Here is a 16,882-nt window from a genome sequence, read left to right as displayed (position 1 = left end):
TGTGCATCATACTGTGGATAAATCGCATTTTTAATGAAAAAATTAAACAAACCTTTGGCTAATCAAGGCATGACAAATAAGACCTTGTCTAAATCGCCCAAAATGCTCATGTTTGATTATCATGCCAAATCTTATGATGGTAAAACGGTCAGCGGTCAAATCAGTGCCAATAACATGAGCTTGGCAAAGGCACGGCTACGCAAACAAGGCTTTTATCATATCCATCTGACTGCCAAGCAAGCGCGGTGGCACTTTGAGCGTCCCATTGCTAATAAGCAGATTTTGCTTGGTCTTCGTACCTTGGCAACACTCTTAACATCAGGTGTCGTTTTGACCGACGCACTAGATATCGCTGCTAAGACCACAACGAACGGCCGCTTATCAAACAAGCTCATCCAAATCAAGCAGTGCATCGAGCAAGGAGAGAATTTCACCCAAGCCATTGCCAGTCATCCAGAGTTTGGCAGTTTAGCACTGGCGCTCATTGATGCTGGCGAAAAATCTGGTACGCTTGATATTATGCTTGAGCGAGCCGCTGAGCATGCTGAACAACAAGCACTTCGCCAATCTCAGCTTAATCAAGCGTTGCGTTATCCTGCCGCCATCGCACTGACTTCACTTATCGTCAGCACCGTGATGCTTTTAAAAGTCGTGCCAAGCTTTGCAGCAAGCTTTGGCAATATGGGCAATGAGCTACCAACCATCACGCTGTGGGTGCTGTCACTGTCACAATGGTTGTCGGCAAATTTTTGGCAGCTACTATTGGTGGCGATAACGAGCATTGGACTGTTTATTTATTTTTATAAAACCAATACACGCCTAAGGCTTTGGTGTGCCAACACTGCTTTTGGTTTGCCCATTTTTGGCAAACTCATCCAAGCGGTTGGTAGCGCGCGTTTTGCTCAGACATTATCCACCACATTTAGCTCAGGCGTGCCTTTGGCACAGAGTATTGTTTTGGCGGGGCGAGCCTGTCATCATGTGCTATTTTTTGATGCCAGTGAACAGATTGCAAAAGCTGTCAAAACTGGCACGCCGTTGGGTCAAGCCATGGCAGACACCAAGCTGTTTTCGCCCATGAGTGTGCAGATGGTAACGGTGGGCGAAGCCTCAGGCAGGCTGTCTGAGATGCTTGATCAAATTGCCAAACACCATGATAAAGAGGTCAAAGATAAAATTGATGCTTTGATTGGCATGATTGAGCCTGCCATCATCATTGTTATGGGTGTGCTCATCGGTGGGCTTGTACTGGCGATGTACTTACCAATATTTAATATGAGCATGGGGGCATAATGGCCTTAATATCATTGGCGTCTATGCCCAACTGGATATGGTACACCCTAATTGCTCTACTGGGTGCAGGGGTGGGCGGCTATCTTATCCATCTGATATATACCCTACCTTATCGAATGATGCTTGAATGGCAGGCAGAAATGATACAGGTGATTAATCCCATCATCCTAGACGATGCCCAAGATAAGCTTTTGACAGGCTTTGGGTCATCTTATCATCAAAAAGTTGCACCTGCCTATTTATACGCCATTATGATGCCACTTAGTGCCTTGCTTAGCATCAGTACACTGGCTATCCAAGGCATATCAATCATTGGTGCTTTGTCGGTGATCTTTGTGTGGTTTGGTCTTGGGCTGGCAGGCATCGACTATCGAGTGCAACTACTGCCCGATCGTCTTGTGCTGCCACTTGGCATGATTGGCTTGATGGCAAATGGCTTTGGGGTTTTGACCACGCCTGTAGATGCCATCTTTGGAGCGGTCGTTGGTTTTTTGGTACTTTGGCTAATCAATGCCTTGTATCGTTTGGCACGCCGACAAGATGGCATGGGGCTTGGGGATGCCAAACTTTTGTCCGCTTGCGGGGCATGGCTTGGTATATGGCAGCTGCCTATAATTGTGTTTATCGCTGCGGCGTTGGGTGTGGTGGCAGGCATCATCATCCAAAGACACCAAGGTAAGGCATCTGCGTTTGCTTTTGGACCATATCTTATTATGGCAGCTTGGGTGGTGTTGCTCTTTGGCGAGTACATACAGGCATATATTGGCATCAGATAAGGATATTTGATCAAACTTTTATCATTGATTTAAGGTAGACATACAGAACTTGGCTACTTGACTGCTGTTAGTTTATTTAAAATGAGTTCATTTAACATGGTCAACAATGATTGAAACTCACATGAATTAAAACATACCATAAGGAGAGATGATGTTCATATTGGGTTTGACGGGTGGCATTGGTAGTGGAAAAAGTGCTGTCAGCGACTATCTTGGTAAGCAAGGCATCACAGTGGTCGATGCTGACATCATCGCTCATCGCCTAACATCGGATGGTAGCCCACTTTTGATTACCTTAAAAAAAGCACTGGGAGATTGGGTGCTTGATCATCACGGGAGATATGATCGTGCAGCAGTACGGGCGCGGGTATTTAGTGATTCACAGACTTTAGATCAGCTCAATGCCATCATACACCCTGCCATTCATCAAGCCATCTTAGATGAACTTGGCTGTTCACAGTCTGCTTATACGATACTTTCGGTGCCACTTTTATTTGAGGGGCGACACAAATCCCCCAATCTGCTGGCACTTTGTGATCATGTGCTTGTCGTAGATGCCAGTAGTAAGATTCAAAGACAGCGTGTTGCCAAGCGTGATGGTCATAATCCCACTCAAATCCAAGCCATCATCGATCAACAAATCAGCCGAGAACAGCGACTGGACTTGGCTCAAAAAATCGGTGCAGACATCTTAGTCAATGATAAAACGCTTGATGAACTCCACCAAACCCTTGATACGCTTCATCAAAAATATCTGGCAATGGCAGCACAACATGGCTTAAAATGAGCTGTTCGGCTTGTTTAAGAATGCTTGCTCTTGTATAGTGGATACTCGCCCAAGTATCGCATTGCGATGCGGATAGCGTCCAAATTCATCAATAATTTCTTTATGCCGACGCTCATACGCCACGGTTGTTGCATCGGTGAATTGCTCAAACAGCGTCATGGCTTTTTTATGAATCAGCTTAGATTCTGAATGCATATACGGCATGAGCATAAACTTACGCTCATCTAAGGCTAAAGACTCAAACTCTGGTAATACGATCGCTTCTTGGGATAATACCAACGCCATACCATCATTCTCAAAAGCTTTTGGTGTATCTCGATGAATATTGCGTGAAAACTGATCAAGCACAATAATCTCAGCCAACCGACCCAAAATATCACAACGCCAATCTGCACATTCGCCAGCTGTCGCCGACTCTAGCACCTTGCCAAACTGCTGACTAATCTTTTGATCAAACTCAAAAGATTTAGCAAACCACACTGGCTGAGCGTCTTTTGAAAACCAAAATTCTAATACCGATTGTGCCAAAGGGTGCATGATAATCTCTCCAAACATATCATCATATCGTTCATATTAATAACACTGATAAAATAAAAATCGTCTTTATTAGCTGCCGCTTAAATATTAGTCACCGCTTAAACTTATCATTTTAAGACAAGATTAAGACAGATTAATTAATCATCCTATAGCTAACCATACTAACACCCAGATGTGGATTTTGTTTGATTAGCTTTGGTCTTGGTGTGATGTTGTTCACCCACTGATTTAGCCCATTTATAAGCAGTTTGATGAGGCATGTTAAGTTATCTGCCGATGGCGTTTGTTAAATGGCTTTTTTAACCAGTTTCCCAAATCGTCCATCAACGCATAAAACACAGGAATCACCACCAAACTTAATAATGTTGAGGTGACTAAGCCACCAATCACCGCTGATGCCATTGGGCGGCTAAATGTCGAGTCAACCCCGCCTAATCCGATCACCAAAGGCAACATCCCTGCACCCATGGCGATGGTCGTCATGATGATGGGCTGAGCACGCTTGCGACACGCATCAATGAGCACATCAAAGCAGCTTAAGCCTTGTTCATCTTGAGCAATGATGGCATAATCCACCAATAAAATGGAGTTTTTGGTGGCAATACCCATGAGTAAATCAGCCCAATCATGGCAGGCATCGACATGCTACTACCTGTAACAATTAGCCCAATAAATGCACCGCCAACAGATAACGGTAAAGCCATCAAAATCGTTAAAGGCTGTAAAAAACGATGAAACAACAGCATCAGCACCGCAAAAATACAAAATATCCCAACCGCCATCGCAAGTATCAAGCCAGTAAATAGCTCAGCCATATCCTCAGCTTGCCCCTCATCAATCAGATGGATGCCCTCAGGGAGGTTTTGCATAATTTGGGTGGATTTGACACGATCAATCAGATCGCCCAAAGAGGCATCTTTGGTAGACAATACTGTGATTTTTATGGCACGCTCACGGTCTAGACGGCTAATACTTGCCTCACCTGTGGTGAATTTTAAAGATGCGACATCTTTTATCTGAACAGGCACCGCCTTTGAGCTTGGTACATAAAGATTGGATAAAGTAGTTAAACTTTGCTTATCTTCATGGCTTAAGCGAGTTACAATAGGCACTTGACGAGTATCTAGGCTAAGCTTTGGTAAGGCATTATCATAATCACCTTGGGTAGCAACACGCAATGTATTTGCCAAATCTGCTGTTGTGACGCCTTTATCCGCCATGCTCAGCTCATTAGGAATAACTGACAGCTCAGGTCTGGGAAAGGCATTGTTATTAATCACACTTGCCACCATCGGTAAGACACGGATTTGTCTGATGATCTCATGAGCGGTGGCATCAAGTTTTTTTGCATCAGCACCTGTGATCGAAAAAACATAGCCCGCCTCACCGCCACCTGCTGACATACCAACATTAAAGCGTGCCGCTGGTACGGTCAAAAGTGCTTGATTGATTTGGGATTCGATGTCCACTTTGCTTGCGCGTAAAGTGCGGTCAGAAAGCTTAACATCAAGCTTTGCGGTATTGACCGATCCACTACGCATACTACTTGGGTCGCCTGAGCTGTGTGATGAACCTACTGTTAATAAGACGCTTTCAACCCCCTTGACTGCTTTGACTTTATTGACCGCCATTTGGGCGATACGCAGCGTATCATCAAAGGTTGCATCAGGTGTCAGCTCAATGCTAACTTGGGTTTGGTTCATCTCATCAGGTGGAATAAATGCCGATGGCAAAAAAGATGCCAACATCAGCGAGGCAATAAAAAATCCCGATGCAAAGGCGACTGTCATGGTACGATGCTTTAGCGTCCAAGCGACCATCTGAAGATAAGCTGTCATCAATTTACCAGCAGGTTTTTGGGTGTAAATGGATGGGCCATCATCGGTGTCAGCAGGCGGGCAACCAACAGTGAAATAAAAATTGCAATAACCGCTGTCCAACCAAATTGGCTAAAAAACTGCCCCACAACCCCGCTCATAAATGCCGTTGGCAAAAATACCGCAATCAGCGTAAAAGTTGTTGCAACAACCGCAAGCCCAATCTCATCAGCCGCCTCAATAGCAGCTTGCATGGGGGATTTGCCCATATTAAGATGGCGAACAATATTTTCAATCTCCACAATCGCATCATCCACCAAAACACCGATCACCAAAGTCAATGCCAATAGCGAAATCATGTTTAAGCTAAAACCAAACAAATACATGATAAAAAAAGTTGGAATAATAGACAATAGCAATGCCGTGGCTGCCACAAAAGTGGCTCGCCAATCTCTTAAAAAGATAAATACCACAATCACCGCTAAAATACAGCCTTCAATCAACATACGCATCGTTGCTTGATAGCTTTCTTCAATGGGTGCAGCGTAATCAACGATTTTTTCGATTTTCAGGTCAGTCATTTGAGCCTGTAAGTCAGCCAAGGCATCATCAACTGCGGCCACCACGGAGGTCTCACTTGCACCTTTTGAGCGTATGATACTAAATGCCACCACCTCTTCACCGTCAAGCTTTGCTAATGATGTCATATCAGCATGGGTATCTTCAATAACCGCCAAACTACCCAATCGTACCGCTGTTCCTGTTGGTGTGGTGATTTGTAGGTCATTTAATTCCTAAACCCGTTGACCTGAACCTAGTATGCGTATTGTCTGAATCTGATTGCCAATCTTTGCTTCACCACCTGAAGCATCTTGCCATTTGGCATAAATCTGCCGAGCCAGCTGGTTGATGGGCATGGATAAGCTTGTCATCATATCCATCTTAGGCTGTATCAAAATCTGCCGCTCAACGCCACCAATACGGCTGACACTTCCCACCCCAGCGATATTTGATAATTGTTTGGTAATCGTATCATCGACAAACCATGATAATTTGGTATCGCTCATGCCCTGCACAGCAACCGAATATGTCGCCACAGGAAACCCTGCTGTAGAGACTTTTGAGATGATGGGCGGATTGGCAGCAGCAGGTAATTGCCCTTGAACTTCGCTGACAGCTGAACGCACATCGTCAAGTGCTCATCATTCGGTTTTTCAAGCTCAAAGACCGTAAAAATGGTTACCGCACCTGTTTGTAGTGTGGTGCGAATGCTTTTAACGCCCTCAATATTGGCAAGTTTATTTTCAACTTTTTTAGCAACATCATTTTCAAGCTGGTCAGGCGATGCTCCCGCCAAAGTAATGGTTGTTACCACCCCCGGTAGGTCAATATCAGGAAATTGCTGAATTTTCATTTGTAAAAATCCATAAATTCCCAAAATCATCATCAAGGTAAAAAATGGCAACCAAAGGATTTTTGATAGAATAAGCCGAAATATTCATGATATCACCTTAGCGTGTGTTACCATGACTGGGGTTTAAAGCAGGTTTTGGTGCTTTACTGGTTTGATTATGATCCACATCTTGCCCGTTGATGGTTACGACAATGACCAAATCATCATCTAAAAAGCTGGCACTGGTTGCAACAATCAAGTCACTTTGCGGTAAATCATCTATTGCAACTTGATTGTCTTGTTGGGTGATGATGGTAATCTGCCGACGCTTGACTTGGTGATATGTCCGACCATCGTCACCGATGTTTGGTATTAATTGCCAAACATAATCATAGCCATCTAAACCCATCAACGCACTAAGCGGAATGGCATTGTATCTTTGGGCATCAAATAAAAACTCGCCAGATTGATACATGCCAGCACTGGCACCACTGTCTCTTAGCAGACGCACATGGACGGTGATATCTCGGCTATCATTGGTAACAGGACTTAGGCGAGCAACCCCTCCTATCACCTGCCGACCTGCAATCTCAACAGACGCCGTTTGGCCCACATGGATATTGGCGGCATCAGCAGGTGGCACGGCGGCTTGCCACTCAAGCATGCCATCTATGATGATGCTAAATAGCGGGGTGCCTGATACCACTGCACCAACTTGCGCATTTTTGGCACTGATTATACCACTGACAGGGGCAGTAATCAGACCTCACTACTGATTAGTACGAGCACTTTCGACATGGGCTTGGGCAGCGGTAACATTCGCCAAAGCTTGCCGAAGTGCAGTGCGATAAGCATCAACTTCTTGGCGGCTCACCGCATCAATGGCTCGGTGCGTGCCAAATCGGCAGCCGCTTTTTCTTGTGCAGCAACCGCTGTGGCAAGCTCAGCTTCAGCAGAAGACAACTGTTGCTCAAAGGTTCGTGTATCAAGTGTTGCAAGCACTTGCCCTGCTTTGACAAATTCACCAACTTCAACAAGCACCCGCTCAATGGCGACACCGCTGATCTGACTACTAACCTCCGCCGTTTCAACTGCAGCCACGATGCCATTAGCTGACAGGCGATTTTTGATTGTTATCGATGTGGGATGTACCGCTTCCACCGCCATCACTGCTGCGTTTTGGTTTTGGGCAGCTTGCTTGGACGGTGTCTCTTGATTTGGTGATAACATAAATCGCCCAATGAGTACACCAACGATAATACCCACCCCAAAAAAATATAATCCATTGCCAAAGGGGTCGAGCAGGTGATGACTTGTAATTTTGATGAACAGTCATAAAAATACCATTTTAATCCATTTAGTTAATACGCATTTGCTCAACATCAAGCCAACCAAGCTTGGGTTATGCACGGCGATGGCCCAGTTTTTTGCGGATGCGTGTAAGCATTTGGCGTGACATACCCAAATAAGAACTCAAATCAGACACCGAAATTCTGGCCGCCAATTTGGGATTTGTTTCAATAAATCTAACATAACGAGTCTGCCCATCGGTGATAAGCAGGCTGTCGATACGAGCGATGTTTTGTGCCAAGACTTGGGTCAGATTTTGGCCAATATAACGATAAAAAATCGGATAACGCTGACAGCAGTATTCATAATGTGCCAAGCTTATGGCGATGATGATGCTAGGTTCAATGGTCTGTAGGCTATATCGGCAAACCTCATCGCCAAGAAATGCGTGATATTCACCAATACCATCACCTTCTTGCATAAAATGCACATTGACCACACTGCCTTGGTCGGACTGATATTCAAGCTTACACAGTCCTGCCAAGATGACGCCAATGTGATCTTGTACCTGCCCTGCCACTTGCCAATAGCTTCTTGCAGGTAGTCTTTGTATCTGAAATCCTCTCACCACATCTTTGACTTGCTCTTCGCTTAGCTCAGGCATGGTATATGCCCAATGCTGTATCCATTTATGGATGATTTGGCTGTCAGTCAAGCGTGTACAATCGGCAAATAATGCCAAGCTATAGTCATCAAACATTGACATAATCTTTAGATTCCGGTAGCCAAGTATTCATGATTGCCAATGCTGTTGGCAGTTTATCAGAAGTTTTGATTAATTGGCATGCAATGTCACCTGCTGCCTCAAGCAGTGCCTCATCACGCACAATATCCGCCAAATAATAACCCATGTCTCCAGTTTGGCGTTTACCCAAAAGCTCACCTGCACCTCTTAGCTCCAAATCCTTTTGGGCAATGACAAAGCCATCGGTGCTGTCTTTGAGTACATTAAGTCGCTCAATGCCTGTTGGTGATAATGGCAGCTGATACAGTAACACACAAAAGCTTTTGGCAGATCCACGCCCAACACGCCCTCTTAGCTGATGCAACTGGGACAATCCTAAGCGTTCGGCATTTTCGATCACCATCAATGACGCATTGGGCACATCCACACCCACCTCGATCACGGTTGTGGCGATGAGTAAATCTATATCGCCTGCCTTAAAAGCTTGCATCACCGCCTGTTTGTCGGCAGCTTTCATCTTGCCATGTATAAGCCCTGTACGAATATCAAGCCGATCGCTTAAATCCTCATAAGTCAGCTGGGCTGACTGCACATCCAAAGCCGACGACTCCTCAACCAGTGGACACACCCAATACGCTTGCTTGCCAGCTTGGCAGTTATTTTGTATACGCTCAATCACCTCGTCTCGTCGATCTCGGTTAATCGTCACTGTGGTGATTGGCGTACGCTTGGGCGGTAATTCATCAATAATACTAACATCCATATCACCGTACATACTCATAGCAAGTGTCCTTGGAATGGGCGTGGCGGTCATCGCCAGCTGATGCGGTGCTCCACCTGACACGCCTTTATTGGTTAAACGCAGACGCTGCTCTACCCCAAATCGGTGCTGCTCATCGATGATGACAAGCCCCAATTTGGCAAAAACAACCGTATCTGAAAACAGTGCATGGGTACCAACCACAATTTGCACCTGATTTTTTCTGATGGCATCTAGTGCTGCTGTACGCTCTTTGGCGGTTTGTTTGCCCGCAAGCCACCCGACCCCAATCCCCAAAGGTTCAAACCACTTTTGAAAATTTATTAAATGTTGCTCTGCTAAGATTTCTGTTGGTGCCATAACTGCCACCTGCCAACCACTATCTAAGGCATAGCATGCTGTCATCGCAGCCACCAGTGTCTTACCAGCACCGACATCGCCTTGGATAAGTCTGAGCATGGGGCGTGATGTCGCCATATCAGACACCGCCTCATCAATGACTCGCTTTTGGGCGGCGGTCAGCTCAAAGGGTAGACCTGCCACCAGTTGCTTGGCAAGCGGGCTAATTGGGTCGCATTTGGGTGCTTTATACTGATAAATATGATTACGCCGAAACAAAAAACTGACCTGATGTGCCACCAGCTCTTCGATGATAATACGGCGACAGGCAGGGTGAGTACGATCTTTAAGTCCTGCCAGTAAAGCAGTTTGGCTAAAAATATCAGCATGTATCTCTGGCAGGTGAACCGCTTTTAATGCTGGCAATAGATCGCCCGTCAACTCAACGCCTGCTGCTTTTAGCTGTGTTTCTGATAAGCCATGAATGCCATCTTGCTGAACAGCTGTCAGTGCCAGACGCACCAGCTGCCTAAGTTTATTTTGATTGATGCCTTTGATGGTGGGATAAATGGGCAAAAGCCCAGATTCAAACTTTTTTGTGCCTGTCAGATGATAGTCAGGATGAGACATCTGTGTGCCGTAGCGACTAACCTTTATCTCACCAAATACGGTGATTTTTGCCCCCACCATCATTGTGGTTAATAAACTTGGATAAGTATGAAAAAACCGAAGCGTAATCTCCCCTGTGGCATCTTCTAAGGTCACCGATAATCCTGTGCGATTCTTTTCAACCCAAGTCACAACACCCGCCACCAACACACTCATACCATGACTGACATCCTTGATAGCAATGACACGGCTACGATCTTCATAATCTCGTGGCAGGTGCAAAAGCATATCAAAAATACGATGAATGCCAAGCTCGGCCAATCGCCCAGCCAGTGCCTGACCCACACCAGACAGTGCAGTCACAGGCAAATGAATGGTCATGACGGGCTTGGTCATAAATTTATCCATGAATAATGAAACGCAATCATGATTGTAAAATAATTCTGTTAAAAAAGCAAAAATCCGACCATTTTGGTCAGATTTTTACAGATTTGTCCCAAATCCACTTAAAAATCTTGGGTCTCTTTTGCCAAAATCATTCCGCCTGCCACGGTATGATAAGTTGCCTCATCAATCAAAATAAATGAGCCTGTGGCGGTGTTTTGGGCGTAAGAGGTTGCCAAAATTGGCTTTTGTAAACTCATACTCACCTCACCAATATCATTCATATTCAGGGTTGATTGATCAGCAAAATTTGACAAAGTATGCACATCCCATATATGATGAATCTCATCAACCTTGGCAAAAACGGTTTGGGTGGTGTGTTTTAATAAATATTTACGAGCAGGATTTAAGGCACGCTCATCAAACCAACATAATGTGGCACGCAGACGCTTGGTCGGCAGGGTCTGAGATACTGCCGAGACGATGCTGTCACCACGAGAGATATCGATGTCATCGGTGAGCGTGATGGTGATTTGTTCGCCCACAGATGCTCGGCTGACGACACCATTGGGGCTGATAATCTCTTGGATATGACTGATACGACCTGATGGCTCAACACGCACTTTATCACCAACCGAAACGCTGCCTGATTCGATACGACCTTGATAGCCACGAAAATCATCTTTTTTGTCGCCATCAGCACGCAACACATACTGCACTGGCAAATGAAACGCTGCCGTATCCGTCAAAACCGCTTCCCCCACAGGCAAACTCTCCAATATCTCAAGTAATGTACCACCTTGATACCATGGTGTATTTTGGCTCTTATGGACGATATTATCACCATTTAGGGCAGAAACAGGCACAAATTTGACATCTTGTAAATCCAGCTGTGCCGCCAATTTTTTATAAGCACGCACGACGGTGTTAAATTTATTTTCATCAAAATTCAATAAATCCATCTTATTAATCGCCACGATAATATGAGAGCAGCGTAAATGCTTTAAGATGGCTGAATGCCGCTTAGTTTGTGGTAAAAGCCAAACTTCAGCTTGTCCAAAATCAATCTGTGATGCATCAATGAGTACCACCGCTGCATGAGCGGTTGAGGCACCAGTAACCATATTGCGTGTATACTGCTCATGCCCTGGCGTGTCGGCAATGATGAATTTACGCTTGGCTGTCGAAAAGTAGCGATACGCCACATCGATGGTGATGCCTTGCTCACGCTCCGCCAAAAGCCCATCGGTCAGTACCGAAAAATCAATGGCATCGCCTGCGGTTTTGGTATTATTTAGATTGTAAAGTTGATCGGTCAGTAGTGCCTTACTGTCATAAAGCAGGCGACCGATCAGGGTGCTTTTGCCGTCATCAACGCTACCTGCGGTGATAAATCTTAGCGGTGCATGGGTATTTAGATGGCTCATCTGATTGTCCTTTTACCTGATAATCTGTTTGTGAATTTGCTTGTTTTGATACATTGATTGGCGATCAGCTTGTGGGGACGCTGACCCAATCAAGATTATTCAATATTATTTAATTAAGATGATAAATTGTCTTAATAGTTATTTGGTGTATTAAAAATAACCTTGTTTTTTGCGTACTTCCATCGCCGCTTCACTGACTTGATCATCAAGGCGAGTGGCACTGCGTTCTGAAATCTCAACCACAGCAGTCTCTTGGATAATCTCTTTGGGCGTGGCAGCAAGACTTGCCACAGGGCAGGTGCATGAGATATCACCCACAGTACGAAAACGCACCGAACGAATTTCACTGACATCGCCATCAGCTTTTGGGGTCAATGGCGTAACAGGCACCAAAAGTCCACCTTTTTCGACCACTTCTCGCTCATGAGCATAATAAATCGAAGGCAACTCAAGATTTTCTCGTGCGATATATTGCCAAATGTCAAGTTCCGTCCAGTTTGAAATCGGAAATACACGCATATTCTCTCCTTGATGGTGCTTGGCATTATACAAAGACCACAGCTCAGGACGCTGAGCTTTGGGATCCCATTGACCAAACTCATCACGAAATGAAAAAATCCGCTCTTTAGCACGCGCCTTTTCTTCGTCTCGACGAGCACCACCCATCAAGGCATCAAACTGATACGCCTCGATGGTTTCAAGCAAGGTGACCGCTTGAGCACCGTTTCTTGAGTCAGTTTCTTTACGCAGCACGACCGTACCTTTGGCGATAGAGTCTTCGACATGACCGACAACCAAACGCAGATTAAGCGTTTTGACCTGTGCATCACGAAACTCAATCACCTCAGGATAATTATGCCCTGTATCAATATGCACCAAAGGAAATGGCAGTGCCACATCACGACCTTTGATGGCGAATGCCTTGCGTGCCAGTGCAAGTAGCACAACTGAATCTTTACCTCCTGAAAATAGCAGAGCAGGATTACGGCACTCAGCGATCACTTCTCGGATAATATAAATAGATTCTGCTTCAAGCCAATCTAAATGCTCGTTTTGTAGAATAGTTGCTGTCATGATAATTACCTATCAGTCTAAATAAAATTGTCTAAATCTGGGCTTGTCTGTTAAGGTGCTTAATTTAAATACACGCCCCCAAGTCATTTGTGTAAACCGCACTCTTTATTATCTTTATGCTCCCACCACCAGCGTCCTGCACGGATATCCTCGCCTTGCTTGACAGGCATGGTACAAGGCTCACAGCCAATGGAAGGATAGCCTTGGTGATACAGCTCATTAAACGGTATATTTTTGGTCAAAATATATGCCCATACATCCGTCTCTTGCCAATCAAAAATTGGATTGTATTTGGCAATACCACGCGCCAAATCTGTTTCTGCCAAATTCAGCTCGGTGCGAGTGACTGACTGCTCACGGCGTTGCCCTGTCAGCCAAGCATCAGCATCGACCAAAGCACGATTTAAAGGCTCAACTTTACGAATAAAGCAGCACAATTTGCGTAGATCACCACTTTCGTAAAAAGCGTTTAAGCCATGATTTGCCACATAGTCTGCCACAGCGTGCGGGTGCGGCTCATAAGTTTTAAAATTTATTGTAAGATAGCATGCCTTGACGATGTCGATGAGCTTAAGTGTTTCGGCGTTTAGCCTACCTGTCTGTAAAATAAATATTTCAGTACTTAAATGGCTATTTGCCAGTGCATCGGTGATGACCATATCCTCGGCCTGCAAACTACTGGCAAACTTGACAGTATGGTGCTTGGCATGGATATCTGATAAGCGAGCATGTAAGGTTTTGATTTTGGCATCAAGACCTTGTATCGTCTCATCACTTGGCACTGGAATCTGCCACAGTATGGGTTTTATCATCATGATTTTGGCTCTCAAATTGGCTAACTATTATGGCAAGATGATTTTATGAATTCGTTCACTTGGATACAACACAAGGTATCACCACCGCCAAAAAATCAAAAATAACTTTTTGTACAAAGTAAATCACTTTTTGGCATTAGCCATCATAGTTAAGCCAATCTCAACCAATTCACATCCAAATTTATACCCAAAATAAGTCATACCAATCCCTTTAAATTGAAGAATGTTTGTGAATATTTGTAAAATCTCTACACAATCATGACATAAAATCGCATTTGTCGAATATCCACACGCCAAAGATATGATATAGTTCATAGTTATTTTTGATTATTTTTAGGGGTTGTCATGAGATTGGTTGCCGTAGCCTTACCCATCTTTATGCCGATACTGACGGCTTATGCCAGTGCTACGCCATCATCTACCGCTCCAAGTTTGGTTACGCCAAACGCTAATAAAACTTGTCCTGTCGTGGCTTTGGTGCTTGGTGGGGGTGGTATGCGTGGGTTTGCCCATATCGGGGCAATTGAGTCCCTTGAGGCACATGGTATCCGTCCTGATATGGTAGTCGGTACCAGTTGGGGCGCTGGTGGGTGCAGTTTATACCAGTGGTAAGACACCATCTGAGATGATCGCTCTTGCCGATACTGTCAAAGAAACGGATTTGATTGAAATTACGCCCTCACAGCAGGGCTTGATTGACGGAACACGCCTGCGTCGCTATGTCAATGAGCAAGTCAACCATCGCCCCATCGAAGCTTTTCCCATACGCTATGCGGCGGTGGCAACACAGATGCACACCAATACGGCAGTAACTTTTAGAACTGGGGAGGCGGGGTTGGCAGTCCAAGCTTCATCTAGCGTCCCAAAATTATTCATTCCACCACGCATTCCCAAAATAGGCGGCAAAAAATATGTAGATGGCTCACAGGTGGCGTTATTACCGACACGCATCGCCAAAAGTCTGGGTGCTGATATTATCATCGCTGTCGATGTCATGGGTGAAAAACAAGCATCGCCCAATTCAAACGCTCTGCCTAATCAAGGCAGCAGTATCAACATCCAACGCAATCATGCAGGTATCAGTGCCACATGGGGCGATAGAACCATGACTGTGCCAGTCAATCTTGATAAGCTCAATCAAACTGCCAGAGGCTTGCCTATTGACATACCATTGGGTGATTTGCTTGGTGTTATCATGCAGTCTATTCCTACTAACACCAATATTTCTCTACCAAAACAGCTACCTACCAAGACCTCTGAGTTTGCTCGGTGGTTTGGTAATTTGGGTGCCAATTTGACCGCCGAACCTGAAGATATCCGTGCTGCCGATGTGCTAATCCGTCCCAAGATGACAGGTGCTGCTGTCTTTGACAGCACTGACCGCACACGACTGATCAATGAAGGCAGATTGGCAACAGATGCCCAAATCCCTGCCATCAAAAAAGCCATCAAAGACGCTCACACACGAAAACGCGCCCAAATGCAAACAGCCCAATCATAAAAAATACCGTCAAAATGCGCATCTTGACGGTATTTTTATGATATTGTCTTAATGTATGTTAAAAACCCCAAGCATAAGATTACGCTTGGGGTTTTGGTGTGCTGGCTGTATATCTTAACTAACACACATCGTGATCTTAGATACGCTCAATGATGGTTGAGATACCCTGACCTAAGCCAATACACATAGTCGCAAGCCCCAGCTGAGTATCTTGTTGCTCCATGACATTTAACAGCGTGGTTGTGATACGAGCGCCAGAGCAGCCAAGCGGATGACCCAACGCAATTGCACCACCATTATGATTGATGATATCTTGCTTGTCAAGTAAATCCAAGCCTTTGAGTACCGATAGACCTTGAGCAGCAAACGCTTCATTTAGCTCAATGGTTTGGATATCAGACAGATTAAGACCAGCACGCTTTAAGGATTTTTGGGTAGCAGGCACAGGACCGTAACCCATGATTGCAGCATCACATCCTGCCACCGCCATGCCACGGATGCGTGCACGAGGTTTTAACCCCAAATCTTTGGCTTTTTGGGCTGACATGATAAGCATTGCTGAAGCACCATCTGACAGTGCCGAGGCTGTGCCTGCAGTAACTGTACCATTTTTGGGGTCAAATACAGGTCTAAGTGCTTGGAATGCCTCTAAATTAGCATCAGGACGAATCACCTCATCGACAGTGCATAACTGCAGATTACCTTCAGAATCATGTCCTTCTACGCCAACAATTTCATTATCAAAACGGCCTGCTTGGGTGGCTGCCCATGCTTTTTTATGCGAATGCACCCCAAAGGTATCTTGCTCTTCACGGGTGATACCGTTTAACCGACCTAGCATCTCGGCGGTCAGACCCATCATATTTGATGCTTTGGCATAGTGTTTAGACGCCTTTGGGTTTGGGTCAACGCCATGCATCATTGACACATGCCCCATATGCTCCACACCACCGATGATAAACATATCGCCTTGATTGGTCATAATCTGAGCGGCAGCGGTATGTAACGCCTGCATGGATGAACCACACAAACGGTTCACAGTCTGAGCTGCCACAGTTTTTGGCACGCCTGCCAATAAGGCTGCATAACGAGCAATATTCCAGCCTTGTTCAAGTGTTTGGTTCACGCATCCCCAAATCACATCTTCAAGCTCGCTTGGATTAATGTCGCTGCGTGCAATCAGTGCCTGAATCAGCTTGGCTGACAAATCATCGGCACGCACATGGCGAAACATACCATTTTTGGTTTTACCCATTGCCGTACGCACACCATCAACGATTACTACATCTTTTGGACTTAGAGTTGTCATTGTTTTTCCTTGGATAATTGGAGCAA

General features: G+C 45.1%; 12 protein-coding genes and 3 pseudogenes. 4 read left to right on the top strand and 11 right to left on the bottom strand.

The genetic code is table 11. The features are described 5' to 3' along the window. The first annotated feature begins 33 nt into the window (after positions 1-33). The 3 genes from A4U55_RS00725 to coaE all read left to right on the top strand — a co-directional run bounded on the left by A4U55_RS00725 (position 34) and on the right by coaE (position 2,856). Positions 34-1,293, top strand: a complete 1,260-nt coding sequence (locus tag A4U55_RS00725; RefSeq protein WP_063453905.1) for a type II secretion system F family protein — start codon at positions 34-36, stop codon at positions 1,291-1,293. Further along, on the top strand, positions 1,293-2,069 hold the full coding sequence (locus A4U55_RS00720) for a prepilin peptidase (protein WP_003663394.1): 777 nt from the start codon (positions 1,293-1,295) through the stop codon (positions 2,067-2,069). The genes A4U55_RS00725 and A4U55_RS00720 overlap by 1 nt, the downstream gene beginning before the upstream one ends. A 151-nt stretch (positions 2,070-2,220) precedes the next feature. After that, the gene (gene coaE / locus A4U55_RS00715; RefSeq protein WP_003666581.1) at positions 2,221-2,856 is read left to right on the top strand and encodes a dephospho-CoA kinase; all 636 of its coding nucleotides are present in this window, start codon (positions 2,221-2,223) and stop codon (positions 2,854-2,856) included. Here the strand turns inward: coaE and A4U55_RS00710 are convergent. The 10 genes and pseudogenes from A4U55_RS00710 to A4U55_RS00650 form a co-directional block, all read right to left on the bottom strand. Then, positions 2,848-3,393 carry a DUF924 family protein gene (locus A4U55_RS00710; RefSeq protein WP_003666579.1) on the bottom strand — a complete coding sequence of 182 codons (546 nt, stop codon included), beginning with the start codon at positions 3,391-3,393 and terminating at the stop codon, positions 2,848-2,850. The two genes, coaE and A4U55_RS00710, sit on opposite strands and share 9 nt — an antisense overlap. Before the next feature lie 261 nt (positions 3,394-3,654). Next, positions 3,655-5,183, bottom strand: a pseudogene (locus A4U55_RS09255) (efflux RND transporter permease subunit). A 47-nt stretch (positions 5,184-5,230) separates the two neighbouring features. Next, a pseudogene (locus A4U55_RS09250) lies at positions 5,231-6,624 on the bottom strand (efflux RND transporter permease subunit). A 97-nt stretch (positions 6,625-6,721) separates the two neighbouring features. Further along, on the bottom strand, positions 6,722-7,363 hold the full coding sequence (locus A4U55_RS00680; RefSeq protein ID WP_080534119.1) for an efflux RND transporter periplasmic adaptor subunit: 642 nt from the start codon (positions 7,361-7,363) through the stop codon (positions 6,722-6,724). A gap of 110 nt (positions 7,364-7,473) precedes the next feature. Then, positions 7,474-7,833 carry an efflux RND transporter periplasmic adaptor subunit gene (locus tag A4U55_RS00675; protein WP_227513405.1) on the bottom strand — a complete coding sequence of 120 codons (360 nt, stop codon included), beginning with the start codon at positions 7,831-7,833 and terminating at the stop codon, positions 7,474-7,476. A gap of 172 nt (positions 7,834-8,005) precedes the next feature. Next, positions 8,006-8,653 carry a Crp/Fnr family transcriptional regulator gene (locus A4U55_RS00670; protein ID WP_003661072.1) on the bottom strand — a complete coding sequence of 216 codons (648 nt, stop codon included), beginning with the start codon at positions 8,651-8,653 and terminating at the stop codon, positions 8,006-8,008. Beyond that, positions 8,646-10,742, bottom strand: a complete 2,097-nt coding sequence (gene recG / locus A4U55_RS00665; protein WP_003666569.1) for an ATP-dependent DNA helicase RecG — start codon at positions 10,740-10,742, stop codon at positions 8,646-8,648. Before recG ends, A4U55_RS00670 begins: the two co-directional genes overlap by 8 nt. Positions 10,743-10,852: 110 nt before the next feature. After that, entirely contained in the window at positions 10,853-12,157 is a 1,305-nt protein-coding gene (locus tag A4U55_RS00660; RefSeq protein ID WP_003666567.1) for a sulfate adenylyltransferase subunit 1, read from the bottom strand. Positions 12,158-12,307: 150 nt separating this feature from the next. Beyond that, positions 12,308-13,231, bottom strand: a complete 924-nt coding sequence (gene cysD, locus A4U55_RS00655; RefSeq protein WP_003661064.1) for a sulfate adenylyltransferase subunit CysD — start codon at positions 13,229-13,231, stop codon at positions 12,308-12,310. An 83-nt stretch (positions 13,232-13,314) separates the two neighbouring features. Then, complete coding sequence (locus A4U55_RS00650) at positions 13,315-14,046, bottom strand: phosphoadenylyl-sulfate reductase (RefSeq protein ID WP_003666565.1); 732 nt, start codon at positions 14,044-14,046, stop codon at positions 13,315-13,317. A gap of 345 nt (positions 14,047-14,391) precedes the next feature. On the opposite strand from A4U55_RS00650, the pseudogene A4U55_RS08705 reads away from it, so the two are divergent. Further along, a pseudogene (locus A4U55_RS08705) lies at positions 14,392-15,547 on the top strand (patatin-like phospholipase family protein). Positions 15,548-15,683: 136 nt separating this feature from the next. Here the strand turns inward: A4U55_RS08705 and fadA are convergent. Then, entirely contained in the window at positions 15,684-16,856 is a 1,173-nt protein-coding gene (fadA, locus tag A4U55_RS00625) for an acetyl-CoA C-acyltransferase FadA (RefSeq protein WP_063453898.1), read from the bottom strand. Between the last annotated feature and the right edge of the window lie 26 nt (positions 16,857-16,882).

Source organism: Moraxella catarrhalis (assembly GCF_001632285.1).
Taxonomy (GTDB): domain Bacteria; phylum Pseudomonadota; class Gammaproteobacteria; order Pseudomonadales; family Moraxellaceae; genus Moraxella; species Moraxella catarrhalis.
The sequence above is the reverse complement of the archived record's forward strand: the minus strand, read 5'-3'. Positions and strand labels throughout refer to the sequence as shown.